Below are 26,336 nucleotides of genomic sequence, written 5' to 3'. Positions count from 1 at the left end.
TCGGCGGGGACAAGGCTTGCGCTGACGGCGAAACAATCGCTAGTCGGGGCCGGGACACCTGTATAGGCGATGGGCCATGGCAACGATTAAAACCGCTTTCGGCTCGCTTTCGCTGACGCGCGCATCCATCTGGTCGACGCTGGGGCTGCTGATCGGCCTTGGCTTTTTCGCGGTGAGCGGCACGATCGCCTATCGCAATATCCAGACCCTGCGCGACAGCGACGTGGCGGTCCGCCATACCCATGCCGTCCTGATCGCGCTCGACGAACTGCTTTCGACCGCGCAGGATGCGGAAACGGGGCAGCGCGGCTATCTGTTGACCGGCGCCCAGGCCTATCTGGAACCCTATAACAGTGCGGTCGCAGCGCTGACGGCACGGATGGAGGCGGTCGCCACGCTGACGCGGGACAATCCGGCGCAACAGGCCAATGTCACCGTGCTCAAACGCCATGTCGATGCCAAGCTGGCCGAACTGCGCGAAACCGTCGATCTGCGTCGAAGCAGGGGCATCGCCGCCGCGCTGGCGGTGGTGACCACCGATCGCGGCAAGATCGAGATGGACGCCATCCGGGCGCAACTCAACAATATGGCGCAGGAAGAATTGCGCCTGCGCGCCATCCGGCTGGAGGACATGGCGGTCGCGTCGCAGACGGCGATCACCAGCGGCATCGTCACCAGCCTGATCGGCATGGGCCTGGCCCTTGCCATCTTCATCCTGATGCGCATCGCCAACCGTGCCCGCATCCGCCAGCAATGGTTACAGGCCGGGCAGTTGGGCCTTTCCGCCGCGATGCGCGGTGAAAAGTCGATCGAGGAACTGGGGGAGGCGATCCTGACCTTCTTCGCCCGCTATCTGGGCTTTCAGGGCGGTGCCTTGTTCAAGGGCGAAGGCGGCCGCTTCCAGCGGGCCGCCACGCTGGGCATCCCGTCCGATGCGCAACTGCCCGACGGCTTCCTGGTCAAGGAAGGCTTGCTGGGGCAGGTCGCGGCGGATGGTCAGCCGCTCGTCATTCAGGATATTCCCGATGGCTATCTGACCATCGGCTCCGCGCTGGGCCGCGACAGGCCCCGCCATCTGGTGATCGTACCGGCCAAGGCGGACGAGGTGGTCAATGCCGTCATGGAACTGGGCTTTTTCCAGCCGGTCGACGCGACCACGATGCAATTGCTGGAACAGGCGGCGCCGGCGATCGGCATCGCGCTGCGATCCGCCCGCTTCCGTGCGCGCTTGCAGGACGCGCTGGAGGAAACCCAGCGCCAGTCGGGCGAATTGCAGGCGCAAAGCGAGGAATTGCGCGTTTCCAACGAGGAACTGGAGGAGCAGGGCCGCGCGCTCAAGGAATCCCAGGTCCGCCTCGAACAGCAGCAGGTCGAACTGGAACAGACCAACAGCCAGCTTGAGGAACAGGCCCAGACGCTGGAAAATCAGCGCGACGAATTGGAGCGTACCGCCGGCACCCTCAATATCAAGGCGCGCGAACTGGAACAGGCCAGCCAGTATAAGTCCGACTTCCTGGCCAATATGTCGCATGAATTGCGCACGCCGCTCAATTCGCTGCTGATCCTGTCCAAGCTGCTGGGTGACAATCCGGACGGCAATATGTCCGCCGATCAGGTCAAGTTCGCGCGGACCATTGAATCCTCCGGCAATGACCTGCTCACGCTCATCAACGACATTCTCGACCTGTCGAAGATCGAGGCTGGCCATATTCAGGTCCAGTCCGAAACCATGCCGCTGCAACGGCTGGCCAGCGACCTGCGCCAGATGTTCCAGCCGATCGCCGAAAGCCGCGAACTGGCGTTCGAGATCGAGATGGCGCCCGATTGCCCCCGCGCGATCCAGACGGATCGGATGCGGATCGAACAGATCCTCAAGAACCTGCTGTCCAACGCCTTCAAATTCACCGAGCAGGGCAAGGTCAGCCTGACCCTGTCTCCGGCGCAGGGTGGCGGGCTGTCGCTCGCCGTGCGCGACACCGGCATCGGCATGTCGCCCGAACAGCAGGGCCATATTTTCGAGGCTTTCCATCAGGCCGACAGCACGATCAGCCGGCGCTATGGCGGCACCGGCCTTGGCCTGTCCATCTCGCGCCAGCTCGCCCGCCTGCTGGGTGGTGGCATCACGCTGGAAAGCGAACAGGGCAAGGGCAGCCTCTTCACCCTGACCGTGCCGTTGGCGCTCGCCCCCGCCAAGGATGCGCCGCACGAAACCACGGCGCTCGCGCGTATCGATGCCGCGCCGGTTGTTCCCTCCGCCGCCCCGTCCGCCGCCCGTAGCACGCCAGCTTCCGACTGGACGCTGGAGGATGACCGCGCCTCCATCGCCGAAGGGCGTCGCCTGCTGCTGGTGATCGAGGATGACGAGGTGTTCGCCTCCATCGTGCGCGACCTGTCACGCGACATGGGGTTCCAGTGCATCATCGCCGGCACCGCCGAGGAAGCCGTGCGCCTCGCCCGCGACTATATGCCCAGCGCCGTCGTGCTCGACCTTGGCCTGCCCGACCAGTCGGGGCTGACCGTGCTCGACCGGCTCAAGCATGACGATGCGACCCGCCATATCCCGATCCATGTCGTGTCCGCCTCCGACCATAGCCAGGCGGCGCTCTCGCTAGGCGCGGTCGGCTATCTGGTGAAGCCGGTGAAGCGCGCGCAACTGGCCGAGGTGCTACAGGGCTTGCAGGCAAAGCTGGCGACCCGTGTGCGCCGCGTCCTGATCGTGGAGGACGATCCGGTCCAGCGCGACGCGGTCGGCAAGCTGCTGTTGACCGACGATGTCGAGACGGTCGGCGTCGGCAGTGCGGCGGAATGTCTGGAGCAACTGCGCCAGCAGACGTTCGACTGCATGGTGCTGGACCTGACGCTGCCCGACACCTCCGGCTTCAAGCTGCTGGAAACGCTGAGCGAAGAGGGCGATCATGGCTTCCCGCCGGTGATCGTCTATACCGGCCACGACCTGTCGCCCGACGATGAGCAGCGCCTGCGCCGCTATTCCAGCTCGATCATCATAAAGGGGGCCAAGTCGCCCGAGCGCCTGCTGGATGAGGTGTCCCTGTTCCTGCATCAGGTCGTGTCCGAACTGCCGCCCGAACAGCGCAAGATGATCCAGAAGGCGCGCAACCGCGATGCCGCACTGGAGGGCCGCCGCATCCTCATCGTGGAGGATGACGTGCGCAACGTCTATTCGCTGACCAGCGTGCTGGAACCGCGCGGCGCGGCGGTGCAGATCGCCCGCAACGGGCAGGAGGCGCTGGATGCGCTCGCCGCCGCGTCGGATGATCCGGCCAAGGCGATCGACCTGGTGCTGATGGACGTGATGATGCCGGTGATGGACGGGCTGACCGCTACGCGCGCGATCCGGAACGACACGCGCTGGTCTGCGTTACCGATCCTTATGCTGACGGCCAAGGCTATGCCCGACGACCAGCAACGCTGTCTGGAGGCGGGGGCAAACGATTATATGGCAAAGCCGATCGACGTCGACAAATTGCTGTCGCTGGTCCGGGTATGGATGCCGCGCTAGTGTCCGACGGTGTGATTCAGAACGGGGTCGAGGATATCGAGATCCAGCTGCTGCTGGAGGCGCTGTATCAGCGCTATCATTATGATTTCCGTCATTATTCGCGTGCCTCGATCAAGCGCCGCCTGCTCCAGGCGCGCAGCCAGATGGGCTTTGCCAGCTTTTCGGTGATGCAGGATCATCTGCTGCATGATCCCGCCACGCTGCCGCGCCTGCTCAACTATCTGACCGTGCAGGTCAGCGAGATGTTTCGCGACCCAAGCTATTTCCGTGCGCTGCGGGAAAAGGTGATCCCGCATCTGCGCACCTATCCCTCGCTCAAGGTCTGGGTCGCAGGGTGCAGCCATGGCGAGGAACTTTATTCCCTTTCCATCCTGTTTCGTGAGGAGGGGCTGGACCAGCGCACGCTTTTCTATGCGACGGATATCAATCCCGATGCGCTGCGGGCGGCGGAGGCCGGGGTCTACCCGCTCGATCAGATCCGCAAATTCACCGAAAACCACCAGAAGTCCGGCGCCCGATCGTCGCTATCCGACTATTATACCGCCGATTACGGCCGCGCCGTCTTCGACAAGAGCCTGCGATCGCGGGTGGTGTTTTCCGACCATAGTCTGGTGACGGACGCGGTCTTTGCCGAAATGCACCTGATTTCCTGCCGCAACGTGCTGATCTATTTCGACCGGGCGTTGCAGGACCGGGCGCTCGGCCTGTTCCGCGATTCCCTCGCGCGCAAGGGCTTTCTTGGCCTCGGCTCCAAGGAAAGCCTGCGCTTTTCCGCCCATGCGACCGCCTTCGCCGATTTCGTGCGCGAGGAAAAAATCTACCAGAGGCAGGACGCATGAGCAGGCCGCCCATCGAAGCCATCGCGATCGGCGCATCGGCGGGCGCAGTGCAGGCGTTGCTCCGCATCCTGCCCGCGCTGCCGGCCGACTTTCCGATCCCGCTGCTGATCGTCGTCCATGTGCCCCCCGACCGCAGCAATGCGCTGGTGGCTTTGTTTGCGACGAAATGCCCGATCGCGGTGCGGGAGGCGGACGACAAGGAGCCGATCCAGTCCGGCACCGTCTATTTTGCGCCGTCCGATTATCATCTGCTGGTGGAGGCGGACCGGTCGCTGTCGCTGTCGATGGACGAGCCGGTCAATCACAGCCGCCCGGCCATCGACGTGCTGCTGGAAAGCGCGGCCGATGCCTATGGTCCGGCGCTGGCGGGCATCGTCCTGACCGGCGCCAATCATGACGGTGCGGCAGGCCTGAAGGCCGTGGCCGATGCCGGCGGCATCGCCATCGTGCAGCATCCGGCCGACGCACAGGTGCCCACCATGCCGCAAGCGGCGCTCGCGGCCTGTCCCTCCGCGCGCGTGATGACCCTGGACGATCTTATTCCCTATCTTCTGACACTGGCGACGACATGACGAGCGAGACGGACCCCATCTACTGCCTGCTGGTCGACGACCTGGCGGAAAATCTGCTCGCGCTGGAAGCATTGCTCCGGCGCGACGGCCTCGTCTGTCTAAAGGCCCGATCGGGCGAAGAAGCGCTGGAACTGCTGCTGGTCCATGACGTCGCGCTGGCCCTGCTGGATGTGCAGATGCCCGGCATGGACGGTTTCGAACTGGCCGAATATATGCGCGGCAACGAACGCGCCCGCCATGTCCCGATCATCTTCGTAACCGCCGGCACCACCGACCTGCAACGCCGTTTTCGCGGCTACGAGGCCGGCGCGGTGGACTTCATCCAGAAGCCGATCGAGGCCGACATATTGCGGTCCAAGGCCGCCGTCTTCTTCGACCTGCATGAGCAGCGGCGGCAGATCGTGGCGCAGCGCGACGAAATGGCGAAACTGGCCGCCGCTTTGCAGTCGGCCGACCGGCGCAAGAATGAATTTCTTGCGATTCTCGGTCATGAATTGCGCAATCCGATCGCCGCGCTGGCTGCCGGCCTGCATCTGCTGGAACGGCGCGAAGGCACCGACGCCGTGCGCGAAATACGGGGCCGCATGGACCGCCATGTCCAGCATCTCTCCCGCCTGATCGAGGATATTCTGGACATTGCCCGCATCGACCAGGGCAAGATTTCGCTCAAGACGCAGCGTATTTCGCTTCAGGACACGCTCGGCTTCGCGGTGGAGACGTGCCAGCCTGCGATCGAGGCGGCGCAGCACCGGCTGGTGCTCGACATCACCGACGAGCCGGTCTGGCTCGACGCCGACTATGCCCGCATCGTCCAGATCGTTGCCAACCTGCTCAATAACGCGGCCAAATATACGCCCGCCGGAGGTGAGGTCCGCCTGACCGCGCGGGTGGTCGATGGCTGGGCGGAAATAGAGGTGGCCGACACCGGCATCGGTATCCCGGCCGACATGCAGGCGCGCATCTTCGACCTGTTCGCACAGGTCAAGAAGCCCAATGGCGACCCGCAGGACGGGCTGGGTATCGGCCTCGCGCTGGTGCGGCAACTGGTCGCGTTGCACGGCGGCGGCCTTTCGCTCAAGCAGAGCGTGCCCGGCGAAGGCAGCGTCTTCCAGGTCCGACTTCCCACGGTGGAGGCGCTGGTAGCCTGATCCCTTTTGGCCACAGTCTGCTGCTTCCCGCATCCAATGCGATGCTAATGACTTGCAACAGCCTGATGACTCCTTTAGCGGACCGGCGCATCCGCAAGGGGGAAAATAATGAAGAATCGCGTCGCCAACCTGTTCAGCACGACGATGCTCTCCGTCGCTGCCATTGCGCCGTCGGTGCATGCCGCCGAAGCGGACGACATCGTCGTGACCGCCGCCCGGTCGGTGCTGCCGGCCAATGCGCTACCGCTGACGATCGACGTGATCGACCAGGAAACGCTGAACCAGCAGGTCGCGATCGGCGGCTCGATCGTGGACGCGGTGTCGACGCTGACCCCTTCCTTCTCGCCCACGCGCCAGAAATTGTCCGGCGCTGGCGAAACCCTGCGCGGCCGATCGCCGCTCTATGCCATCAACGGCATCCCGCAGACCGCGCCATTGCGTGATGGCGCCCGCGACGGCTTCACCATCGACCCCTTCTTCGTGGATCGGGTCGAACTGATCTATGGCTCCAACGCCTTGCAGGGAATCGGCGGCACTGGCGGCATCGTCAATCAGGTGACGGCCGCACCGGCGAAGAGCGATGGCCTGTCTGGCCGCATGCTGGTGCAGGGCAATGCCGACACCGGCTTCCATGGCGACGGCATCGGCGGCAAGGTTGCGGGCCTGCTCGCCTGGCGCGGCGGCCGCTGGGACGCGATGGTGGGCGCGGCCTATGAGAAGCGCGGCACCTTCTACGACGGCCATGGGAATCGCGTCGGCACGGACCTGACCCAGGGTGAAACGCAGGACAGCCTTAGCTGGTCGCTGTTCGGCCGCTTCGGCTATGCGCTCAGCGACACCGCCCGCCTCGACCTCACCATGAGCCGCTTCCAGTTGAAGGGGGAGGGCGACTATATCGCCTCCAACGGCAATTATCTGATCGACCGGCCGACGACATCGGTGCGCGGCACCCCGCCCGGCGTACCCGCCACCAGCCGCACCGAAAGCGTGGCGCTCACCTTGACCGATACCGATCTGGCCGGCGGCAATTTGATCGCGCAAATCTTCTTCAACCGGTCGCGCGACACCTATGGCGGTGAAATCGCGCCGATCGCGACCTTCCAGGATATCGCGCTCGCGCCGATCGGCAGCCTGTTCGACCAGTCGCAGAACCGCAGCCGCAAATATGGTGGCAAGCTCAGCTATGAACGCACCATCCCCGGTTTCGAGGCGCTGACCGCGATCGTTGGCGTCGATGCGCTTTACGACCTCACCGAACAGCGGCTGATCGCTACGGCACGGAGCTGGGTGCCGCCGACCGACTATCGCAGCATCGCGCCCTTCGCGCAGGCCAACCTCGCCTTGTTCGACAAGAAGCTGCGCATCGCCGCCGGTGTGCGGCATGAAGATGTGAAAATCAGTATCGACGATTACGCCACGCTGGCCAGCTATGGCGGCTTTACGGTGTCCGGCGGCACCCCGCGGTTCAGTGACACGCTGATCAACGGCGGCGTGATCCTGGAGCCATGGGCCGGCATCCGCGCCTATGCCAGCTACGCCGAAGGGTATACCGTGCCGGACGTCGGCCGCATCGCCCGCGCGGTGGGGCAACCCAATGTCGACATCGACGATTATGTGGACATCGAACCGATTGTATCCAACAACCGCGAAATCGGCGTGGAAGTGAAGCGCGGACCACTCGACGCCAGCGCCGCCTATTTCTGGTCGACCAGCAAGAATGGATCGCTACTGGTCCAGACTGCGATCGGCGCGCCGTTCGAAATCCAGCGCCAGCGCGTGGAAATCCAGGGCCTCGAACTCAACCTGAGCGTCAAGACGCCGCTGCCGGGCCTAACCCTGTCGACCGGCTATGCCCATCTGATCGGTCGCACCGACGGCAATGCGACGGACGGCATGGACAAGGTGGATCGCGACCTTGATGGCGCGAACATTTCGCCTGATCGCCTGAACGTCGCGGCCAGCTATGTGAACGGCCCGCTGTCCGCGCGCATCCAGACTCAATTCTTCCTCGCCCGCCAGTTCGAGCGCGCGCCGGGCAATTACAATCCGCTCTATCGGTTCGACGGCTATGACGTGACCGACCTGTCGCTGCGCTACCAGACCGGTTTCGGCGCGCTGACGCTGGCGGCGCAGAATATCTTCGATACCTTCTATATCGACTATTACAGCCAGACCGTCCGCCCGAACGACAACGCCCATTATTTCGCCGGGCGCGGTCGCAACTTTACCTTGTCCTGGGACTATCGTTTCTAGCCTTAGCGAAGACAATAAGCTGCCGGGGCTGAAGGCGGGGCCGACAGCGGGCGAGGGTCTTCAGCCCATCCTCTAGAGCGCGCTGCGTTAAATCCGATGCAGGTCGCGCGCTCCAGTTTTTTGTTTTCGCACCGTTTTAAGCGAAAACCGGTTCCCACTTTTCCGCACGATGCTCTGGCGTCCCGCCATAATCCTTCCCGGTCAGTATCGGCAATCGGGCCGAACTGACCGGGGCTATATTATCGCGCGCTCTTACTTCCGCTGCGCCGCCGTGGTGTCGCGGGTCGCGCGGAATTCGCTGTCCGTCGACCAGTTGGGCCAGTCATGGCTGTCCGCCACGCGCCGTCCCACATTATAGAGCAGGGTCAGGTCGCCGACCCAACTGCTCGTATCCCAGTTGGCGTCATATTCATCCGCCGGCTGGTGATAGCGATCCTTGGTATAGGCGTCCTGCAACGCCTTGCCCCGTTCGGCCCCGCCATTGACCAGTTCACGCCCCGGATTGAAGGAAATGGCCGGCACGCCGCGCTTGGCCATCGGGAAATGGTCGGAGCGGTAGAAGCTGCCCGCTTCCGGTCGCGCATCCGGCGTGTAATGGCGGCCCAGTTTCTCGCCTTCCTGCGTCAGCATGGTCAGCAGGTCCAGCTTCGCCGCGCCCGAAATGCTGAAATTGCTCGTCTTTTCCATGCCGAACGGCCCGTCCATATTGACGACACCGGCCGTGGTCGCCAGCGGCCGCAGCGGATTGTCGGCATAATATTCAGACCCCAGCAAGCCCTTCTCCTCGGCCGTCACCGCCAGGAACAGCACGGTCCGCTCGGGCTTCGGCCCCTTGGCATAGGCGCGCGCCAGTTCCAGCAGCGCGGCCGTGCCCGACGCATTGTCCTTTGCGCCGTTATAGATGGTGTCGCCCTTCGCATCGGGTGCGCCGATGCCAAGATGGTCCCAATGCGCCGAATAGATCACCGTCTCGTCGGGATATGTGCTGCCCTGCACCAGCCCCGCGACATTGTGCGATGTGATGATCTCCGACTTCACCGCATAGTCGGCGCTCATCGTGGCTTTGAGCGGGATGGGCTTGAAATCCTTCTTGCGCGCCGCTGCCTTCGCCGCCTCGAAATCGACGCCGGACGCGGCCAGCAGCTTCGCCGCCAGATCCTTCTGCACCCATCCTTCCATCTGGCTATGGGCGGCCTTGGGATCGGCGCGGACGATGTCGAACATGGTGTTGGTATTGCTGTTCTTGACCGTGGCCCAGCCATAGGAGGCCGGCTCGCTTTCATGCACCACCAGCACGCCGGCCGCGCCCTGTCGCGCCGCTTCCTCATATTTGTAGGTCCAACGGCCATAATAGGTCATCAGTTTGCCGCCGAAATCGCCTTCGCCGCCCTCGAAATCGGGGTCGTTGACCAGCACGACCATGATCTTGCCCTTCAGGTCCACGCCCTTGAAATCGTCCCAGCCGCGTTCCGGCGCCTTCACGCCATAGCCGACGAAGACGAGAGGCAAGTCGGTGAACTTGACCGAAGACTGGCCGGTTTCCGCCGCGCGCACCGCGATCTCGCCGCCTTGCGTCAGCGGTTGGGCGCTGCCGCCGATCGCCATCGACAGGGTCGGCGTGCCGGTGATGTTCGACATCCGCAGCGGCACGTCCTGGAACCAGCTACCCTTGGGGCCGGCCGGCTTCAGCCCCGCCGCCTCCATCTGCGCGGCAATATAGTCGATCGTCTTCACCTCGGCGCGGGTCGCCGGGCCGCGGCCCTCAAATGCGTCGCTCGCCAGCGTCTTGATGTCTGTGCTGACACGGGTGACGTCGAAGCTGGGTGGCGCCGCCAGTGCGATGGCCGATGTCGACAGCAAACCGGCCAGCATCAGCGGGCGAACGAACGATAAAGAGGGTAACATATTCAACTCCTTGGCGCAGGGCTGCGCGGTGAGTCGGAATCATGCCGATCGGACGGCGGATGTCGACATGGTTTCTACCGATATGCAACGAAACAAAGTACGCTAGCACATCTTATGGAAAGCCTGTAGTGCATGGCGATGGCAGGAGAGGTTGAAGCGATGGATATGACCCGGCGCGAATATCATACGCGCGATGGCCTGACGCTGGTGGCCGATGTCGGCGGTCCGGTGGATGCCGCCACGATCATGCTGCTGCATGGCGGCGGGCAGACGCGCCACAGTTGGTCGGGGGCGATGCGTCGCATGATGGGAGAGGGCTATCATGTCATCAATTTCGATGCGCGCGGTCATGGCGACAGCGATTGGGCGGACAGCGGCGACTATTCGCTCAAGGCTCGCGGGGCGGATTTGCAGACGGTCATCGGCGATCGCCGGCCGGTCGCGCTGGTGGGCGCATCGATGGGCGGCATGACCAGCTTCTATGCGGCCGGCATGGGGCAGGCGCCACAGGCGACCGCACTGATATTGGTGGACATCGTCCTGCGCCCGGCGGCGGCGGGTGTTCAGAAAATCCAGGCCTTCATGATGGCCCATGATCGCGGCTTCGCCGATATCGAGGAAGCACTGGCCGCCGTGGTCGGCTATAATCCGGAGCGCAAGGGGCGGCGTGATCCGTCCGGTCTGATGAAAAATCTGCGCCTGCGTGCCGATGGCCGGCTCTACTGGCATTGGGACCCGCGCATGATGGCGGCCCGCCCCAGCGCCGAACCGCCTGCCTGGACGGAGGATCTGCTGGCCGCCAGCAGCCATATCCATATTCCCACATTGCTGGTGCGCGGTGGCAAGAGCGATATCGTGGATGATGAAGGGGTTGCGGAACTGGTCCGGCTGGTCCCGCAGACAGAAGTCCATTGCGTGCCCGAAGCTGGCCATATGGTCGCAGGCGACCGCAACGATGCCTTCAATGACGGCGTGCTCGACTTCCTGCATCGCATCCGTTTCGGGCAGGCATAAAAACCCGAACAGCATTGATAACGCACATATAATATACCAGCATAATAGAATAGCGATATGGGATAATGGGATGGCGGTGAAGACAGGCCTGGTGGCGACCTTGCCGGTGGTTCTATGATGTTGGCAATGGCGCCCGCCCTTGCCCAGACGGGCACCGGCGATGTGGCGCAGGAAGGCAGCATCGGCGACATCGTCGTCACCGCACAACGTCGGTCGGAATCTCTCCAGAAAATGCCGATCGCGGTGGCGGCGATCACTGGCGACGGGTTGGTGAAGGCGGGGTTCGAGGGAACGACGCAGCTTGCCGATGTCACCCCGGCCGGTCGCTGGGTGGCGAACGCAGCACCATAGCCCCCTATCTGCGCGGCGTAGGGTCCAAGAACTCGGCGCCCGGCGATGAAACCGGTGTCGCCACCTATGTTGATGGCGTCTATATCGCGACGCTCTCCGGCATGAATCTGATCTTCAACGATATCGAGCGTATCGAGGTGCTGAAGGGACCGCAGGGCACATTGTTCGGCCGCAACGCCACGGGTGGCCTGATCCAGATCATCACCAGGAAGCCGTCCCATATCACCATCGTCGATGGCGAGGTCGGCTATGCCAATTACGATGCCTATTCCGCCAAGGCCTATGGCACGACGGGCCTCTTCTATTTCCTTTCCAAGGCCGCGTTCGAACCGCTGGCCGTGCGCAGCACCACCGCCGCGCTCAACGGCGCCATCCATGATGAGGCGATAATGCGTTCCATGCGCCGCCCTGCACCTATGCCGTGACGCTGGGCTTCAGACTGGGCGAACGGTAGGGCTTGCGTCTTTAGTGACCTTCATGTGTCGATGAAGGTGACCACCTGCTCCAGCGGCACGCGCGACACCGGAAAGCTGTTCACCGGCGCATCCGGGTCGCGATAGCCCACGGACAGGCCACAGAAGAGGATATGATCGTCCGGTATGGCGACATGGGCGCGGATCTGCTGCTGATAGACGGCCCATGCCTCCTGCGCGCAACTGTCCAGCCCTTCCTCGCGCAGCAACAACATCAGGCTTTGCAGCCACATGCCGACATCGGCCCATTGCGGCAGCCCCATATAGCGCGGCATATGCACCAGCATCAGTAACGGCGCGCCGAATGCACGATAATTGCGCCCGAACTGGGCCAGCCGCCCGGCCTTGTCCTCTCGCGCGACCTTCAGCGCCGCATACATGCTCTCGCCCACCTCATGCCGGCTGGCGACATAGCGGCCCGCCAGCGCTTCGGGGTAGATGATATAATCGCCATTATGCGCGGCGCGTCCCTGCGGCAGCATAGTGGCCAGATCGTCGCACAGCCGGGCCAGCGTATCGCCGCCCACGACATGCACGTTCCAGGGTTGCAGGTTCCCGCCCGATGGCGACCGCTGCGCCTTGTCCAGCACCCGTTCCAGCACCGCCCGATCGACCGGATCGGGCAGGAACTGGCGGATCGACCGCCGCGTAGTCACGGCCTCTGTCACATTCACGGCTTCATCCCCTCCATCGGCCGGAATATCGTCATGTCCGCCTCGACCATGAAGACGCGCACCGAGTCCGGCAGCAGAAATTCTGTCTCATCGGCGATCCGCTGTCGATGCACGTCCGGGTCCGCCATTTCCCGCATCGTCGCCTCCGCCGTGGCTTTGTCCTCATAGAAGACCTCGGAAATCACGTCATATGCGCCGGGATTGTCCGGGTCGGGATGGATGACGAAATTGCGCCGGTGGATCGCCGCGCCATGGGCCAGCAGACGGTTCATCAGATGCACATGATGGTTGGAATAATAATCGCGAAACGCCGCAAAACTGATGTCCGGGCGCTTTTTCGCCAGCAGGATCACCTTGAACATCAGAGCGACCGGGCGACGATCACGCGCATGATCTCCGCCGTGCCGGCAAAGATGCGATGCAGGCGCGCGGCGGTGAACAGGCGCGACACCGGATATTCGTCCATATATCCCGCGCCGCCGTGCAACTGGACGCATGTGTCCATGATCCGCCCTTCCATTTCGGGCAGCCACATCTTCGCCATCGCGCATTTCAGCGTATCAAGCCGGCCCTGCGCCCGATAGTCGCGGATGACATCGTCCAGGAAGGCGCGGCCGACCGCCAGTTCCGTCTTCATTTCCGCCAGCTTGAACTGCGTATTCTGGAAATCGAAGATGGTCTGGCCGAACGCCTTGCGGTTCTTCACGAAGTCGATCGTCTCCTCCAGTGCCCGCTGCGACGCGGCATGGGCGATCAACGGCCAGGTGATCCGGTCCATGTTCACGCCGCCCAGGCACAGCGCCATGCCGCGCCCTTCCTCGCCCAGCAAATTGCTCACCGGCACGCGCACTTCGTCAAAGCTGATCTCGCCGGTGTTGGAGGCATTGACGCCCATCTTCTTGAGTGCATGGCCGCGCTTGAAGCCGGGGCGATCGGCCTCGACGATGATCATCGACAGGCCCTTGGACCCAGGCGTGTCGCTGGTCCGGGCGACCACCATGAAGGCATCGGCGATCGACGCCTGCGAGATATAGGTCTTGGCGCCGGTGATGACATATTCATCCCCCTCGCGCCGCGTGGTGGTGCGGATCGAGGATACGTCGCTGCCGCTGTCCGGCTCCGTGATGGCCAGGCCGAACAGCATTTCGCCGCGCACCATGGCCGGCAGATATTTTTGCCGCTGCTCTTCATTGGCGGAGCGGTAGAGGATTTCGCAGGTACCATCGGCGATCAGCGACGGCGCCATCGCCGCGCCGGCCACGCTATAACCGATCTCCTCCGCGATCACGAGCCGATGCAGGAAATCGCCGCCCGGCCCGCCATAGGCTTCGGGAACATCCACGCCCAGCAGGCCCGCCTCGGCTGCCTTGGTCCAGAAGCTGCGCGGGATCGCATGATCCTCGACCCACTGGTCGACATGCGGCTCGATTTCCGTCGCGATGAAATGACGCACCGTTTCCCGGAAAATCTGATGTTCGGGCGTCCAGAGCGACTCCGTTGACTGATAGGCCATATATCCTCCCGATGATTCCATGTTATTCGCTAGCATATATTACACCAGCATGTTAAATTGCGGTCAAGTCGGGAGAGAGAAATGCTGACAATATATGGAACCAAGCCTAGCCGCGTCGCGCGGTGCCTCTGGGCGCTGGAGGAACTGGGCCTGCCCTATCGCCAATTGCCGGTGCCTGACAGCAAGGCTGCGCATTTCCTTACGCTCAACCCGATGGGCAAAGTGCCGGTGCTGGTCGATGGCGATTTCATCCTGACGGAATCGGTGGCGATCACCGCCTATCTCGCGACGCTGACGCCCAACGCACTGGTGCCGACCCATGCCCGCAAACGCGCGCGGATGGACCAATGGACCAGTTGGGCGATCACGGAGGTCGAGTTTCACTTCGGCATCATGGTCCGGGAAATCCGCCGCGCGGCCCAAGCGGGGGAGGCGCCCGACGGCGCGGTCGTCGGCGCTTGTCTGGCAGGCGTGACCGACACGCTGGGCGCATTGGAGCAGCATCTGGCGGCAGGCCATGCCTATGTCGCGGGCGATGCCTTCACCCTGGGCGACATCAACACCGCCTTCCCGATCGCTGGCATCGCACCGCGCATCGACATGGGGCGCTTCCCCGCCATTGCCGACTGGCTGGCGCGCTGCACGGCGCGGCCGGCCTGGCAGCGGGTGCAGGCGATCGACGAGAGCGCCCTGCTGACCGCCTGAAGCCTCAGCCGCAGCGTCGCCGCACATGGCGTGCGGCGACCATGAACAGCAGGCCCGACAACAGGGTGAAGCCGGTCGCCACGGTCAGCGCCCAGCGCAGGCTTTCCGCACCATAGGCGGGCATGAGCCGATCGCTCAGCATGCCGACGAACAGCGGGATCAGACCCTGGCCGATCAGCGCGTTCAGGACATTGGAACAGGCCCCGGCCATGCCGCGCTGGCGGGCGGAACAGACGCTTTGCATCGTCGCCTGAAAGGCCGGGGCATAGATCACCGCCAGTCCCATGGCGAGAAAGCAGGCGCCCAGCGCCACCCCGGTCGATCCGCTCCACAACATGGTCAGCAACACCGGCACCAGAGCCATATTGGCGACGATGCAGATCCAAACCGGCGCCGCCAGATGGCGCGCGGCCAACCGGTTGCCCAGCCAGCCGCCGGCCAGCATGCCCGCAATCAGGCCGAAACTTGCCGCCGGCCCGAACAGGAAACCGACCTGCTGCTGCGCCATGCCATGCAGGCGGATGAAATATTGCGGCAGCCAGATCAGCATGCCCAGGCTGCTGAATACGCCGAAACTGGCCGCGGCGCACAGCCAGACATAGGCCCGGTTGCTCCATAATTGCCACAGCGTCTGGCCAAGCGGGGCGGGTTCTTCCCCATCGCCATCATATTGCCCACGCGGCGCGTCCGGCATGCAAAAGAAAATCAACGCGGCCAGGATCATGCCGGGCACCGACGCCACCCAGAAGGCGGCGCGCCAGCCATGATGGGTGGCGATCCAGCTCGCCGTGACGAAGCTCGCCAGCATGCCGATATTGCCGCCCACCTGAAACAGAGCGAGCGCCAGCGCCCGGCGCTGTGGTGGAAAATGATCGCTCAGCAAAGACATGCCCGCCGGATTGGCACCCCCTTCGCCAATGCCCACGCCCGCCCGCGCGATCGCGAGCAGCGTGAAACTCTTGGCAAAACCGCACAGCGCCGTCATCACGCTCCACAGGGCGATGACGAAGGCGATCAGCCCGCGCCGCCCGCGACTGTCCGCCAGCCGCCCGAAGACAAGGCTGGCGACGGCATAGACCAGTATGAAGGCCGGCCCGGTCAGCAGCGCATATTGCGTATCGCTCAGCGCAAATTCCAGCCGCAACGGCTGGGACAGGACGACCACCAGCAGCCGGTCATAATAGTTCATCAGGTTCATCGCCGCGAGCAGCGCCAGCGCCACCCAGGCGCCGCCGCGACGCATCACTTGATCTCCGCCGTGCAGCGATCCAATACCATGAGATCGTCGCGATCGGGCACGACTGCGCGGAAATGCACCGTGCCCGGCCCGCTGCCCCAAAATTCGAAGCGGATGCGGTCGCCCGGCAGCACCGGCCGGCTGAACCGCACCGCCATCGCCCCCAGCCGCGCCGGGTCCATGTCGCAAAATTGCCTGAGCAGCGCATAGCCGGCCATGCCCTTGGTCGACAGGCCATGCAGGATCGGCCGGGGGAAGCCTGCGATCTTCGCCACGTCCGGGTCGATATGCAGCGGGTTGAGATCGCCCGACAGGCGATAGATGAGCGGCTGGATTTCGGTCGCCTGTACCTCCACCGTGTTGTCCGGCGCACTGTCCGGCAATTTCGCGAGGTCGGCGGGCACCTCGCCCCAGTCGCCGCAACCGCCATCGCCCCGCAGCATCAGCGTATTGGTGACGGTCGCGATCGCCTGTCCGCTCTGCGCATCCGTCACCTGCTTGCGTTGGTGCAGCATCGCCCCGCGATCACCCATGTCGCGGACGCCCATGATATGATGGCTGGCCCTGATCCGGCCTTCCGGCGGCAGCGGCGCGTGCATCTCCAGTCGCTGTTCGGCGTGGAGCAGCTTTTTCCAGTCGATGCCATATTCGGGGTCGCGCGCCCACATGCCCGGATGACCCAGAACATTGGCATAAGTGGGCGATGCCTTCAGCCGCTCCTCGAACAGATAGTCGATATGGCCGGCGTCCAGTGGCTCCGATCCGAAACCGACGCCTAGCGCATAGAGGATCGTATCCCGACTGGTGTAGCTTTGTTCGGTATCGGGAAAGTGACGATTGACGACTGTATCGAGGTTCATGGACTATTCCTTCAATAGCTTTTCGGCAGGCCAAGAATCTTCTCGCCGATGAAGCTCATGATCATCTGTTCCGTCACGGGCGCGATGCGCAGCAATATGCTTTCGCGGAACAGGCGTTCGACCTGATATTCCCTGGAATAGCCCATGCCGCCGTGGAACATCACAGCGCGCGTGCAGGCGTCGAAACCGGCGCGCGCGGCCAGGAACTTGGCGCTGTTCGCCTCCGCGCCGCAACTTTTGCCCGCATCATAGAGCCAAGCCGCCCGCATCACCATCCAGAAGGCGGATTCCAGCGCCATCCAGCTTTCGGCCAGCGGATGCTGGATACCCTGATTCATGCCGATCGGCCGGCCGAACACATGGCGATCCTGCGCATATTGCGCGATCCGCTTGAGCGCACCCTGACCATTGCCGATCGCTTCGGCCGCGACCAATATCCGTTCGGGGTTGAGCGAATGCAGGATATAATGGAAGCCCTTGCCCTCCTCGCCGATCAGATCCTCGTCCGGTACGAAATAATCGTCGATGAAGGTCGTGTTGGAATCGACGGCGTTGCGACCCATTTTCGGTATACGCCGCACTTCGATCTTGCTGTGGTCTAGGTCGGTGTAAAAGAAGCTCATGCCGTCGGTCGGGCGTTTGCACTGATCCTTGGGCGTCGTACGCGCCAGAATCACGATCTTGTTGGCAACCTGCCCCGATGACGTCCAGATCTTGCGGCCCGTAATCCGGTATCCGCCGGGCACCTTGGTCGCGAAGGTCTTGATGCTGGTCGTATCCAGCCCCGCGTCCGGTTCGGTCACGCCGAAACAGGCCTTGTCCGTGCCTGCGATCAGGGGTTTGAGCATCCGCTCCTTCTGCTCGGCCGTGCCGAACACGACCACGGCATGCGGCCCGAACAGGTTGAGGTGGATTGTCGACGCCGCCGAATAGCCGCCTGATCCCTGGCAGATGCGGTTCATCATGATCGCCGCTTCGGTGACGCCCAGGCCCGATCCGCCCAGTTCCTCCGGCATGGTGATGCCCAGATAGCCACCCTTGGCCAGTGCGGCATGGAACTCATGCGGAAAATCGCCGCTCTGGTCGAGTTTCGACCAATATTCGTCGCCAAACTGGTCGACGATACGGCCCACGCCCTCGCGGACCGAGTGCTGGGTTTCATTCAGTTCGATTTCCATGACTGGTCCCCTTTCAGGCGAAGATCTTGCGGCTGATGATTTCGCGCATCACTTCGGACGATCCGCCTGCAATCTTGCGGATACGACTGTCGATGAAGGCATGGGCGATGGGATATTCCAGCATGTAGCCGGCGCCGCCGTAGAATTGCAGGCATTCGTCGGCGATCCGCCATTGCAGTTCGCCCGCCAGCATCTTGGCCATGGCCGCCGTCTCATTATCGAGCGCCCTATCCACCGCCAGTTCGACGCAGCGATCGACGAACACTTGCATCGCCTGCGTCTGCGCCACCATTTCCGCAATCTTGAAGCGGGTATTCTGGAAATCCGACACCGGCTTGCCGAAGATCATCCGATCCTTGGTATAGGCGATGGTCGTGTCCAGCATCCCCTTGCACATGCCGATCGCGTGGACCGCGATCGACAGCCGTTCCTCGGCCAGATTATGCACGGCGATGCCCATGCCCTGACCCTCCGCGCCGATACGGTTGGTCACCGGCACGCGCACGTCGGAGAAAAAAAGTTCGGACGTATCCTGCGCCAGAAGCCCGAATTTCTCCAGATTGCGCCCGCGTGAAAAGCCCGGCCGGTCCGTCTCCACGACGATGAAGCTCATGCCCCGCGCGCCGGCGGCCGGATCGGTCTTGCAGGCAAGGATCACGATGCTGGCCAGTTGGCCATTGGAAATATAGGTCTTTTGGCCGTTGATGACATAATCGTCGCCATCGCGCACCGCGCTGGTCTTGATCGCTTTCAGGTCGCTGCCAGCCCCCGGTTCGCTCAGGCCCAGCGCCGCGATCGTCTCGCCCGACGCCATGCCGGGAATCCAGCGCGCCTTCTGCTCATCGCTCGCGAAATTCAGGATATAGTTGGCCGCCATGTCGCTATGCACGGCAAAGCCCGGCCCGGTCGCCCCGGCATAGCCCAGTTCCTCGGTGAAGACGGCGTTGTATTTATAGTCCGCACCCGCCCCGCCAAATTCTTCCGGCGCGTTGGAACAGAGGAAGCCGGCGGCGCCCGCCTTGCGCCAGACCTCGCGCGACACCACGCCATCTTCTTCCCACTGGCGGTGATAGGGGGTGATTTCGTTCTCGATGAAGCGGCGTACCGCGTCGCGGTACATTTCATGCTCTTCGCCATAGATGGGGCGGGGTAGGGTCTTCACGTTGCGTCTCTCCGTGTCGGAATTGGGAATGTCAGGCGATGCCGCGCCCGGTCAGGCCGCCATGATTGCCCTGCGCTTCGAAACCGTAGGGGGCGTATCGGCCGTTCAGGAACACCTCGAACTGCGATCGGCCATGGCGCACCCGGCCATCCGGCGCGGTCAGCGTGACGCGCGCATAATGTTCGACGCCATAGACGGTCTTCGTCTCGCCATTGCCGGGGAAGCGGTGGTCGCAGGGTTGGTGCGAGAAATCATATTCGTCCCATTCCATCGCGGGACTGCGGCCATGCCAGGTGTGGATCGTGCCGCCATCATGCCAGGCACCGACATGATAGCCGATCTGCCCCAGCACATGGGGCGGATGCGGACAATCGAACGCGACCGTCCAGCGCTCGCCCATTGCATCGGTCAGCGTCACCACGCCGTCGGTCACAGACCGTGTGCCGGGCCGCCAGTTGAGTTGATGGTCATAATCGACCAGCCCCAGCTTGCCGCCGTCCCAGCCATAGTCGATCGACCCTTCGAACGGGACGCCGAAGGCATCGTTCAGCACCTGCCGCTGCCCGTCCGGCCCTTCGTGGAAATGGAAATAGGCGGAGATATCCTCTGCCTCGATGAAAGCCGAAAAGCGCAGCGCGCGCGGCACCGCCACCGGCTCGGCGGGCGGCAGCCATTGCGGCGCGGCGCCCAGCGGCGGGCGGCTTTCATAAATGCCCCAGGACCGGTCGCGCGATCCGCCCCATGGCGCCTCTTGCGGCATGTCGAACCGCTGGCCCGCCACTTCCATCCAGCCGGTACAGCGCCCGACCTGATGATAGCGGCTCTGGTCGGTGGTGAATCGCCCGGCCTTCACCGCGCGGTGGTGCATGGCGAGGTGACAGGGCGACAGGCCCTGCCACATGATGTCGAACGCGATCTCCGACTCGTTCGGTTCGCAGATCAGGCGAATGGCCTTCAGCGGCTCGACAAATTCGTAGCGCAGCGGCCCGATCATCACCGAAAAATCGTCGCGCCATACCCGGCTGAGGCGCAGCGCCCGCTGCACCCCGCGCAGGTTGCTGTTCACATAGCCGCCGATGATATTGCTGTTGGCCGCGACCCGCATGCCGGTCCACACCGATGCACCGCTCTCCACATCATAGGCCAGGAAATAATAGCCATCGTCCCAGGCCGGATCGCTGTTGGGCACATAGGACATGGGATAGGGCGTCGCGTGGAACGGATATTCGTCCCCCGGCGTCAGCGCCATCTTCTCGAACAGTTCCTCGGCCATCCTGCTCCCTTTCCTGACAGCCCGTGTCGGCTGATCGGGGTGCTGCCCGTTGACAGTCCCCTTGCGCTCAAATAAGCGATGAAGCATATAGTTTGCAACATCACAATTAGGATGCGTCCTAATTTAGGAAGAAAGAAGGAGGGGCCGATGGGCATCTGTGAAGGACGGGTCGCAATCGTGACGGGCGCGGGGCGCGGCGTGGGGCGTGCCTATGCGCTCAAGCTGGCGCAGGAAGGCGCGAAGGTCGTCGTCAACGATCTGGGCAGTAGCGCGGCGGGTGACGGCGCGGACCTCTCGCCCGCGCAACAGGTGGTGGAGGAAATCCGCAAGGCCGGCGGCGAGGCGATCGTGAACGGCGCCGACATTTCCGACTGGGCGCAGGCGCAGGCGATGGTGCAACAGGCGATCGACACCTTCGGCGGGCTCGACATTTTGGTCAACAATGCCGGCATCCTGCGTGATCGCATGATGGTCAACATGTCGGAAGACGACTGGGATCTGGTCATCAGGGTGCATCTGAAGGGCACTTTCGCCCCCTGCCACCACGCCGCCAACTACTGGCGTCTGGAAAGCAAGGCCGGCCGCCAGCGCGACGCGCGGATCATCAACACCAGTTCCGGCTCCGGCCTGTTCGGCAATATCGGCCAGGCCAATTATGGCGCGGCCAAGGCCGGCATCGCCTCCTTCACGCTCATCACCGCGCGCGAATTGTCGCGTATCGGCGTCACCGTGAACGCGCTCGCCCCCCGTGCCCAGACCCGCATGACCGAAGGACTGCGCGAAGTATCCGGCGAAATGCTGGAGCGGCGCGACCCTGAATGGATCGCCGCACTGGTCGCCTTCCTCGCCAGCCCGGCGGCGTCCGACATTACAGGCCGCATCTTCGCCGAAGCCTGGGGCTTTGGCTATACCGTCGGCGACGGCTGGAAGCATGGTCCCCGCGCCGCTGCCTCGCGCGATGCGAAGGAGGTGGAAGGGCCACTGCGCCACGCGCTCGCCGCTGCCGGCTATAATGCCGGGATCGAGCGCGACACCTTCGTCAATCCCTGATCGGGAGGCATATCATGAAGATTATCCGCGCCCATGATTTCGGCGGGCCAGACCGGCTGGTGATTGATGAAATCGATATGCCGGTTCCGGGGCAGGGTCAATTGCGCCTGCGTGTGCAAGGCGTCGGCGTGAACCCGGTCGACTGGAAACTATTGAGCGGCAAGGCCCCGGTGCTGCCGCCGCTGCCGCTTGTTCCAGGGGGGGACGTGGCGGGGATCGTGGACGCGGTGGGGGATGGGGTCGAAGGCTGGACCGTGGGTGATCCGGTCTTCGCCCATCCGGGGCTGACGGGTGGTTATGCCGAATCGATCCTGGTCGATGCGGCGGCCTGCGCCGTCAGCCCCAAAGGATTGAGCGCTCCGCAGGCGGCGGGCCTGCCGCTGGTGGCGCTCACCGCCTGGCAGGGGCTGGCGGCGGACGGGCGCGACCTTGATGGCCTGCATGTGCTGGTCCATAATGCGGCCGGCGGCGTCGGCATGGCGGCGGTGCAGATCGTCAAGGCGCGCGGCGGCCGCGTCACCGGCACGGCCTCGGCCGCCAATGGCGATTATGTCCGCGTGCTCGGCGCAGACGCCGTGGTCGATTTCCGCACCGATCCCCCCGACGGACGGGCGCAGGATGTCGACATACTGCTCGATCTGGTCGGCAATTCGCAGGAAAGCGGCCTCTGGTCGCTCGTCAGGCCCGGCGGATCGGTCATCCGCATCGCCGGCGGCCCCAAAGCGCCCGATGTCGAGGAAGTGGACGATGTGCGCGCCTACAAGGTGCGCGTCCGTCCCAATGGCGCGCAATTGCGGGAGATCGCAACGCTGGCCGATCGCGGCGTCCTAAAAGTGGAAATCGCCCGGACCTTCCCCTTCACCCAGGCCGCCGACGCCCTGCGCGCCAGCATGGATGGCCATGTCCGTGGCAAGATCGTGCTGGCGGTCGATTAAATCGGCAAGCCCGCCCGAAAGCTGTTGCGGAAAAGGTTCGCATGCGTATCATGCGTGGGCGAATTGGTCGGATTCGACCACATAAGGAGAGAGACATGGCCCTGTATGATCCAGTCCGCGAGGAATTGGTGAAGGCAGATCCTGAAAAGGGTAGTTTTCGCGTCCACCGCAACGCCTATCGCAGCGCGGAGGTTTTCGAGCAGGAAAAGCAGCAGATTTTCGCCAAATGCTGGCTCTATATCGGCCATGATACGGAACTGAAGAAGAAGGGCGACTTCCACGCACGCCGGGTCGGCGGTCGCGACCTCATCTTCATCCGCGACAAGAAGGGGGAGGTGCGGGCGCATTACAACACATGCACCCACCGCGCCGCGAAGGTCTGCCGCGAACGCACCGGCAATGCCCGCAACTTCACCTGCCCCTATCATGGCTGGGTCTTCAGTTCCGAAGGCAATCTCGTCTCGCAGAACGCCCAGACCGGCTATGCCGAAGGGATCAACGCGGACAAGCATCTCGACCTGCGCTCGGTCGACCGGCTGGAGCAATATCGCGGCTTCTGGTTCGTGAACTACAATCCGAAGGCGATCAGCCTCTACGACTATCTGGATGGCGCCCGCGACCAGATCGACGCGCTGATGGACCAGACCGAAGGGCAGCAGATCATCCTGTCGGGCGAACATACCTATTCGATCCGTGCCAATTACAAGCTGCTGTGCGAGAATAGCTATGACGGCTATCATCTCTTCCCGGTCCACGCTTCCTATTTCGATTATCTGCGAGACCAGATGGTCGGTACGCCGGGCGAAGGGCTGATCGACAAGACGCTGGCGACCTACAATAGCGCCGGTTGCGCCCGTTCGCTGGGCAATGGCCATGCGGTGCTGGACAGCTTCGTGCCGACCGGCCGGCCGGTGGCGCAATGGCTGCCGTCCATGGGTGCGGACACGAAGGACGAGATCGAGGCGCGCTACGCCAATCTGGTCAGCCGCATGGGGGAGGAGCGGGCGAAATATATCGCCGAATGCCAGAAGAATCTGGTGATCTTCCCCAACCTCGTCATCAATGACATCCTGTCCGTCACGGTCCGCATCATCGAACCGGAATCGGAAAACAAGATCCGCGTCACCGCCTGGGCGATGGGACCGGACGACGAAAGCGAGCAGTTGCGCGCGCTGCGGCTCGACAATTTCGTCTCCTTCCTAGGCCCGGCCGGCTTCGGCTCCCCCGACGATATCGAGATGCTGGAAATCTGCCAGGACGCGGCGGACCATACGCCGATCGAATGGAGCGAAATCTCCAAGGGCTTCGGCAAGGCGGAAGATCCGCTCTACGCCGAAGGTGCGCCGGACGATGAGATCCAGATGCAGGCCTATTGGACCATGTGGGACCGGGTGATGCGCGGCATCGACACGCTGGAAACCCGATAAGCCAGACCGAACAATCAGGACGGGCAGAGAAAAATGACAATGAATCGCGCCGGGGTAGAGGATTTTCTGTTTTACGAGGCGGAGTTGCTCGACGCCTGGGAAACCGAGCAATGGGCAACCCTATATACCGAAGATGCGCTGTATGAAGTGACTTCACCGGCCTGCGAAGACCCGGCCGGGGCAGATGCGCGCAACACCTTGTTCCTCATTTCCGACCGGATCGACCGTATACGCGGCCGCGCCACGCGCCTTACCAAGAAGACGGCGCATGCCGAATATCCCCGGTCCAAGACGCGGCACATGATCACCAATGTCCGCGTGACGGGCGGGGAGGGCGACGAGACGAAGGCGCGCGCCAACTTCGCGGTGTTCCGCACGAAGGAGGATACCAGCACCATCTATATGGGTGAGGCCTTGTTCACGCTGGTCGAAACGGCCAACGGCGTGCGCATCCGCCACAAGCGCTGCACGCTCGATCTCAACAGCCTCTATAATCAGGGGCGGCTCACCATCATCCTGTGACGGATAGGAACAGTAAAATGGGTGTCGACTTTCGTTACCGCCGACTTGGCTATCTCGCACTCAATGTCACCGACATTGAAAGATCCACCGCCTTTGCAACTGATGTCTTCGGCATGGACCAGTCGGGGGAGGGCGACAATGGCGCGCGCTTCTTCCGCATCGGTCCGTCGCATCACGACATCATGCTCATTCCCGCCGAAGAACCCGGCTTCGTCCGATCAGGCTGGGAACTGGAAAGCGAGGAGGATCTGGACAAGGCGCTGGCCCATTATCAGCGCATCGGCCTGTCGCCGCAGCGCATCCCGCAGGAAGAGGCCCATATGCTCGGCCTCGAACGCGCCTTCCGCATTGTCGAGCCGAAGCTGAATACGGTGTGGGAATATTATGCGCGGATGAACTATACGACGGTGCCGCGCACCAACACGCTCACCAACTTCCAGGGCGGCAAGCATTACGGCCTCGTCATTCCCGACTGCAAGGCCGTGACCGACTATATGGTCGAGAATATGGGCTTCCTCGTCTCGGATTATCTGGAAGGGTGGAAGGCCTCGCTGCTGCGGGCCTGGCCCAATCCCAACCATCACAGCTTTGCGCCACTGCAATTCCCTGCGCCCAGGCCGACCTTCCATCACCTGGCCTTCATGGTCAACGAGATTGACGACATCGGCAAGCTGTTCAACCGGATCAAGCGGTTCGACGTGCAGATTCAGTTCGGTATCGGTCGTCATCCGACCTCCGGCAGTATTCACCTCTACATCTATGATCCCGACTATTTCGTCTGGGAATATACGCTGGGCATGGAACAGTTCCCGGAGGATGGCGCGCGTGAACCACGGCGCATGTCGGCCGATCCGGCCAATCTCGACCTGTGGGATGCGGTGCCCGAAACCATCCATGCCGGCAAATTCCCCGGTCTGGTGACGGGCTGAAGATGGCGGGACTATCGGGGAAAATCGCCGTCGTTACCGGGGCGGCACGGGGGATCGGCAAGGCGATCGCCATGCGTCTGGCGCAGGAGGGCGCAGCCCTTGCCGTGTCGGACATCCATGGCGATGGACTGGACGTGCTCTGCGCCGAACTGGAAGCGGCGGGATCGCCAAAGGCCATCGGCCACGCCGCCGACCTGAGCGTGGAGGAGGGCGCTCAGGCGCTGTTCGCCGCGGCGCTGGCGGCGCATGCCCGCGTCGACATATTGGTCAATAATGCCGGCGGTGGGGTCATCCGGCCATTTCTGGAACATACGCCCGAAACGCTGCGCCAGACGATCGACCGCAATCTCTGGACGACCATCTGGTGCACCCGCGCCTTCCTGCCCGGCATGATCGACCGGCATCATGGCCGGGTCATCAATATCGGCGCGGATTCCGTCCATACCGGCACCTACAGCCATGCCGGCTATAATGCGGCCAAGGGCGGGGTGCATGCGCTGGTCACCGGCCTCGCCTTCGAATTTGCGAAGGAAGGCGTGACCTTCAACGTCGTGTCGCCCGGCGGCGTGCTGACGGAGGATTTGCAGGCGATGATGTCGGATGATCCGGCCACGCTCGCCAAATATAAGATGAGCGTCCATCCGCGCGACGTCGCGAAGCGGGAAATCCCCGCGCAGCGCTTTACCGAAATGTGGGAGGTCGCCGCCTATGTCGCCTTTCTGGCGAGCGACGATGCCGGCGCGGTCAATGGCCAGGTCCATTCGATCAACGGCGCGCAGTGGATGATGTGAAAGCG

At 63.3% G+C, this 26,336-nt stretch carries 24 protein-coding genes; 15 read left to right on the top strand and 9 right to left on the bottom strand.

Features of this window, described 5'->3' with window-relative positions:
- Nucleotides 1-76 precede the first annotated feature (76 nt).
- The 5 genes from ASE85_RS20030 (at nucleotide 77) to ASE85_RS20010 (ending at nucleotide 8,332) form a co-directional block, all read left to right on the top strand.
- A complete protein-coding gene (locus tag ASE85_RS20030) occupies nucleotides 77-3,520 on the top strand; it encodes a response regulator (protein ID WP_082462945.1) in 3,444 nt (1,147 codons plus the stop codon).
- The gene (locus ASE85_RS20025; protein ID WP_056692917.1) at nucleotides 3,505-4,359 is read left to right on the top strand and encodes a CheR family methyltransferase; all 855 of its coding nucleotides are present in this window, start codon (nucleotides 3,505-3,507) and stop codon (nucleotides 4,357-4,359) included. Before ASE85_RS20030 ends, ASE85_RS20025 begins: the two co-directional genes overlap by 16 nt.
- Entirely contained in the window at nucleotides 4,356-4,931 is a 576-nt protein-coding gene (locus ASE85_RS20020; RefSeq protein WP_056692915.1) for a chemotaxis protein CheB, read from the top strand. The genes ASE85_RS20025 and ASE85_RS20020 overlap by 4 nt, the downstream gene beginning before the upstream one ends.
- Complete coding sequence (locus ASE85_RS20015) at nucleotides 4,928-6,079, top strand: hybrid sensor histidine kinase/response regulator (protein WP_056692913.1); 1,152 nt, start codon at nucleotides 4,928-4,930, stop codon at nucleotides 6,077-6,079. Before ASE85_RS20020 ends, ASE85_RS20015 begins: the two co-directional genes overlap by 4 nt.
- A 144-nt stretch (nucleotides 6,080-6,223) precedes the next feature.
- Nucleotides 6,224-8,332 (top strand): TonB-dependent receptor, encoded by a 2,109-nt coding sequence (locus tag ASE85_RS20010; RefSeq protein WP_235523633.1) that lies wholly within the window; start codon nucleotides 6,224-6,226, stop codon nucleotides 8,330-8,332.
- A gap of 252 nt (nucleotides 8,333-8,584) precedes the next feature.
- Here the strand turns inward: ASE85_RS20010 and ASE85_RS20005 are convergent, their stop codons facing one another.
- The gene (locus ASE85_RS20005; protein WP_056693145.1) at nucleotides 8,585-10,237 is read right to left on the bottom strand and encodes a M28 family metallopeptidase; all 1,653 of its coding nucleotides are present in this window, start codon (nucleotides 10,235-10,237) and stop codon (nucleotides 8,585-8,587) included.
- A gap of 159 nt (nucleotides 10,238-10,396) precedes the next feature.
- Here ASE85_RS20005 and ASE85_RS20000 point away from each other — a divergent pair, with 159 nt between their 5' ends.
- The 3 genes from ASE85_RS20000 to ASE85_RS22700 all read left to right on the top strand — a co-directional run bounded on the left by ASE85_RS20000 (nucleotide 10,397) and on the right by ASE85_RS22700 (nucleotide 12,027).
- Entirely contained in the window at nucleotides 10,397-11,251 is an 855-nt protein-coding gene (locus ASE85_RS20000) for an alpha/beta fold hydrolase (protein ID WP_056693142.1), read from the top strand.
- Between the two features lie 126 nt (nucleotides 11,252-11,377).
- Nucleotides 11,378-11,602 (top strand): hypothetical protein, encoded by a 225-nt coding sequence (locus ASE85_RS24115; protein ID WP_056692907.1) that lies wholly within the window; start codon nucleotides 11,378-11,380, stop codon nucleotides 11,600-11,602.
- Entirely contained in the window at nucleotides 11,578-12,027 is a 450-nt protein-coding gene (locus tag ASE85_RS22700) for a TonB-dependent receptor plug domain-containing protein (RefSeq protein ID WP_327196636.1), read from the top strand. The genes ASE85_RS24115 and ASE85_RS22700 overlap by 25 nt, the downstream gene beginning before the upstream one ends.
- A 50-nt stretch (nucleotides 12,028-12,077) precedes the next feature.
- Here ASE85_RS22700 and ASE85_RS19985 read toward each other — a convergent pair whose 3' ends face one another.
- From ASE85_RS19985 to ASE85_RS19975, 3 genes are read right to left on the bottom strand one after another with little or no spacing between them, the layout of a single operon-like run.
- Complete coding sequence (locus ASE85_RS19985) at nucleotides 12,078-12,749, bottom strand: nitroreductase (protein WP_056692901.1); 672 nt, start codon at nucleotides 12,747-12,749, stop codon at nucleotides 12,078-12,080.
- Complete coding sequence (locus ASE85_RS19980) at nucleotides 12,746-13,111, bottom strand: EthD domain-containing protein (protein ID WP_056692899.1); 366 nt, start codon at nucleotides 13,109-13,111, stop codon at nucleotides 12,746-12,748. The genes ASE85_RS19985 and ASE85_RS19980 overlap by 4 nt, the downstream gene beginning before the upstream one ends.
- Nucleotides 13,111-14,262 carry an acyl-CoA dehydrogenase family protein gene (locus tag ASE85_RS19975; RefSeq protein ID WP_056692896.1) on the bottom strand — a complete coding sequence of 384 codons (1,152 nt, stop codon included), beginning with the start codon at nucleotides 14,260-14,262 and terminating at the stop codon, nucleotides 13,111-13,113. Before ASE85_RS19975 ends, ASE85_RS19980 begins: the two co-directional genes overlap by 1 nt.
- 81 nt (nucleotides 14,263-14,343) lie before the next feature.
- Between ASE85_RS19975 and ASE85_RS19970 the strand changes: the two genes are divergently transcribed.
- Nucleotides 14,344-14,967 (top strand): glutathione S-transferase family protein, encoded by a 624-nt coding sequence (locus ASE85_RS19970; RefSeq protein ID WP_056692892.1) that lies wholly within the window; start codon nucleotides 14,344-14,346, stop codon nucleotides 14,965-14,967.
- A gap of 4 nt (nucleotides 14,968-14,971) precedes the next feature.
- On the opposite strand, the gene ASE85_RS19965 is transcribed toward ASE85_RS19970, so the two are convergent.
- From ASE85_RS19965 to ASE85_RS19945, 5 genes are read right to left on the bottom strand one after another with little or no spacing between them, the layout of a single operon-like run.
- Nucleotides 14,972-16,210, bottom strand: coding sequence for a spinster family MFS transporter (locus tag ASE85_RS19965; protein WP_056692889.1), 1,239 nt, complete (start codon nucleotides 16,208-16,210; stop codon nucleotides 14,972-14,974).
- Complete coding sequence (locus ASE85_RS19960) at nucleotides 16,210-17,064, bottom strand: MaoC/PaaZ C-terminal domain-containing protein (protein WP_056692885.1); 855 nt, start codon at nucleotides 17,062-17,064, stop codon at nucleotides 16,210-16,212. Before ASE85_RS19960 ends, ASE85_RS19965 begins: the two co-directional genes overlap by 1 nt.
- Nucleotides 17,065-17,075: 11 nt before the next feature.
- Nucleotides 17,076-18,242, bottom strand: coding sequence for an acyl-CoA dehydrogenase family protein (locus ASE85_RS19955; protein ID WP_056692882.1), 1,167 nt, complete (start codon nucleotides 18,240-18,242; stop codon nucleotides 17,076-17,078).
- Nucleotides 18,243-18,255: 13 nt separating this feature from the next.
- Nucleotides 18,256-19,404, bottom strand: coding sequence for an acyl-CoA dehydrogenase family protein (locus tag ASE85_RS19950; RefSeq protein ID WP_235523627.1), 1,149 nt, complete (start codon nucleotides 19,402-19,404; stop codon nucleotides 18,256-18,258).
- A gap of 31 nt (nucleotides 19,405-19,435) precedes the next feature.
- Nucleotides 19,436-20,677, bottom strand: a complete 1,242-nt coding sequence (locus tag ASE85_RS19945; RefSeq protein WP_056692877.1) for a hypothetical protein — start codon at nucleotides 20,675-20,677, stop codon at nucleotides 19,436-19,438.
- Between the two features lie 147 nt (nucleotides 20,678-20,824).
- Between ASE85_RS19945 and ASE85_RS19940 the strand changes: the two genes are divergently transcribed.
- From ASE85_RS19940 to ASE85_RS19915, 6 genes are all read left to right on the top strand, one after another.
- A complete protein-coding gene (locus tag ASE85_RS19940) occupies nucleotides 20,825-21,727 on the top strand; it encodes an SDR family oxidoreductase (RefSeq protein ID WP_056692874.1) in 903 nt (300 codons plus the stop codon).
- A gap of 14 nt (nucleotides 21,728-21,741) precedes the next feature.
- The gene (locus tag ASE85_RS19935) at nucleotides 21,742-22,662 is read left to right on the top strand and encodes an NADP-dependent oxidoreductase (RefSeq protein ID WP_056692871.1); all 921 of its coding nucleotides are present in this window, start codon (nucleotides 21,742-21,744) and stop codon (nucleotides 22,660-22,662) included.
- A gap of 95 nt (nucleotides 22,663-22,757) precedes the next feature.
- Nucleotides 22,758-24,089, top strand: coding sequence for an aromatic ring-hydroxylating oxygenase subunit alpha (locus tag ASE85_RS19930; protein WP_056692869.1), 1,332 nt, complete (start codon nucleotides 22,758-22,760; stop codon nucleotides 24,087-24,089).
- 33 nt (nucleotides 24,090-24,122) lie between these two features.
- Nucleotides 24,123-24,611, top strand: a complete 489-nt coding sequence (locus tag ASE85_RS19925) for an aromatic-ring-hydroxylating dioxygenase subunit beta (RefSeq protein WP_056692867.1) — start codon at nucleotides 24,123-24,125, stop codon at nucleotides 24,609-24,611.
- A 17-nt stretch (nucleotides 24,612-24,628) separates the two neighbouring features.
- Nucleotides 24,629-25,540, top strand: a complete 912-nt coding sequence (locus tag ASE85_RS19920) for a VOC family protein (protein WP_056692864.1) — start codon at nucleotides 24,629-24,631, stop codon at nucleotides 25,538-25,540.
- Nucleotides 25,541-25,542: 2 nt separating this feature from the next.
- Nucleotides 25,543-26,331 carry an SDR family NAD(P)-dependent oxidoreductase gene (locus tag ASE85_RS19915; RefSeq protein ID WP_056692863.1) on the top strand — a complete coding sequence of 263 codons (789 nt, stop codon included), beginning with the start codon at nucleotides 25,543-25,545 and terminating at the stop codon, nucleotides 26,329-26,331.
- The last annotated feature ends 5 nt before the right edge of the window (nucleotides 26,332-26,336 follow it).

It is taken from the genome of Sphingobium sp. Leaf26 (assembly GCF_001421665.1).
GTDB lineage: Bacteria > Pseudomonadota > Alphaproteobacteria > Sphingomonadales > Sphingomonadaceae > Sphingobium.
Note: the sequence above shows the minus strand (reverse complement) of the source record. Positions and strands in the feature narration are given on the sequence as shown.

What these genes read in the sequence shown, in the direction of transcription:
- ASE85_RS19975 (WP_056692896.1), bottom strand. Translation starts at nt 14,262, where the DNA reads ATGGCCTATCAGTCAACGGAGTCGCTCTGGACGCCCGAACATCAGATT.
- ASE85_RS20005 (WP_056693145.1), bottom strand. Translation starts at nt 10,237, where the DNA reads ATGTTACCCTCTTTATCGTTCGTTCGCCCGCTGATGCTGGCCGGTTTG.
- ASE85_RS20020 (WP_056692915.1), top strand. Translation starts at nt 4,356, where the DNA reads ATGAGCAGGCCGCCCATCGAAGCCATCGCGATCGGCGCATCGGCGGGC.
- ASE85_RS19925 (WP_056692867.1), top strand. Translation starts at nt 24,123, where the DNA reads ATGACAATGAATCGCGCCGGGGTAGAGGATTTTCTGTTTTACGAGGCG.
- ASE85_RS19930 (WP_056692869.1), top strand. Translation starts at nt 22,758, where the DNA reads ATGGCCCTGTATGATCCAGTCCGCGAGGAATTGGTGAAGGCAGATCCT.
- ASE85_RS19915 (WP_056692863.1), top strand. Translation starts at nt 25,543, where the DNA reads ATGGCGGGACTATCGGGGAAAATCGCCGTCGTTACCGGGGCGGCACGG.
- ASE85_RS19970 (WP_056692892.1), top strand. Translation starts at nt 14,344, where the DNA reads ATGCTGACAATATATGGAACCAAGCCTAGCCGCGTCGCGCGGTGCCTC.
- ASE85_RS24115 (WP_056692907.1), top strand. Translation starts at nt 11,378, where the DNA reads ATGGCGCCCGCCCTTGCCCAGACGGGCACCGGCGATGTGGCGCAGGAA.
- ASE85_RS19935 (WP_056692871.1), top strand. Translation starts at nt 21,742, where the DNA reads ATGAAGATTATCCGCGCCCATGATTTCGGCGGGCCAGACCGGCTGGTG.
- ASE85_RS19940 (WP_056692874.1), top strand. Translation starts at nt 20,825, where the DNA reads ATGGGCATCTGTGAAGGACGGGTCGCAATCGTGACGGGCGCGGGGCGC.
- ASE85_RS19965 (WP_056692889.1), bottom strand. Translation starts at nt 16,210, where the DNA reads ATGCGTCGCGGCGGCGCCTGGGTGGCGCTGGCGCTGCTCGCGGCGATG.
- ASE85_RS20000 (WP_056693142.1), top strand. Translation starts at nt 10,397, where the DNA reads ATGGATATGACCCGGCGCGAATATCATACGCGCGATGGCCTGACGCTG.
- ASE85_RS20010 (WP_235523633.1), top strand. Translation starts at nt 6,224, where the DNA reads ATGCTCTCCGTCGCTGCCATTGCGCCGTCGGTGCATGCCGCCGAAGCG.
- ASE85_RS20025 (WP_056692917.1), top strand. Translation starts at nt 3,505, where the DNA reads ATGGATGCCGCGCTAGTGTCCGACGGTGTGATTCAGAACGGGGTCGAG.
- ASE85_RS20015 (WP_056692913.1), top strand. Translation starts at nt 4,928, where the DNA reads ATGACGAGCGAGACGGACCCCATCTACTGCCTGCTGGTCGACGACCTG.
- ASE85_RS19960 (WP_056692885.1), bottom strand. Translation starts at nt 17,064, where the DNA reads ATGAACCTCGATACAGTCGTCAATCGTCACTTTCCCGATACCGAACAA.
- ASE85_RS19920 (WP_056692864.1), top strand. Translation starts at nt 24,629, where the DNA reads ATGGGTGTCGACTTTCGTTACCGCCGACTTGGCTATCTCGCACTCAAT.
- ASE85_RS20030 (WP_082462945.1), top strand. Translation starts at nt 77, where the DNA reads ATGGCAACGATTAAAACCGCTTTCGGCTCGCTTTCGCTGACGCGCGCA.
- ASE85_RS19955 (WP_056692882.1), bottom strand. Translation starts at nt 18,242, where the DNA reads ATGGAAATCGAACTGAATGAAACCCAGCACTCGGTCCGCGAGGGCGTG.
- ASE85_RS19945 (WP_056692877.1), bottom strand. Translation starts at nt 20,677, where the DNA reads ATGGCCGAGGAACTGTTCGAGAAGATGGCGCTGACGCCGGGGGACGAA.
- ASE85_RS19980 (WP_056692899.1), bottom strand. Translation starts at nt 13,111, where the DNA reads ATGTTCAAGGTGATCCTGCTGGCGAAAAAGCGCCCGGACATCAGTTTT.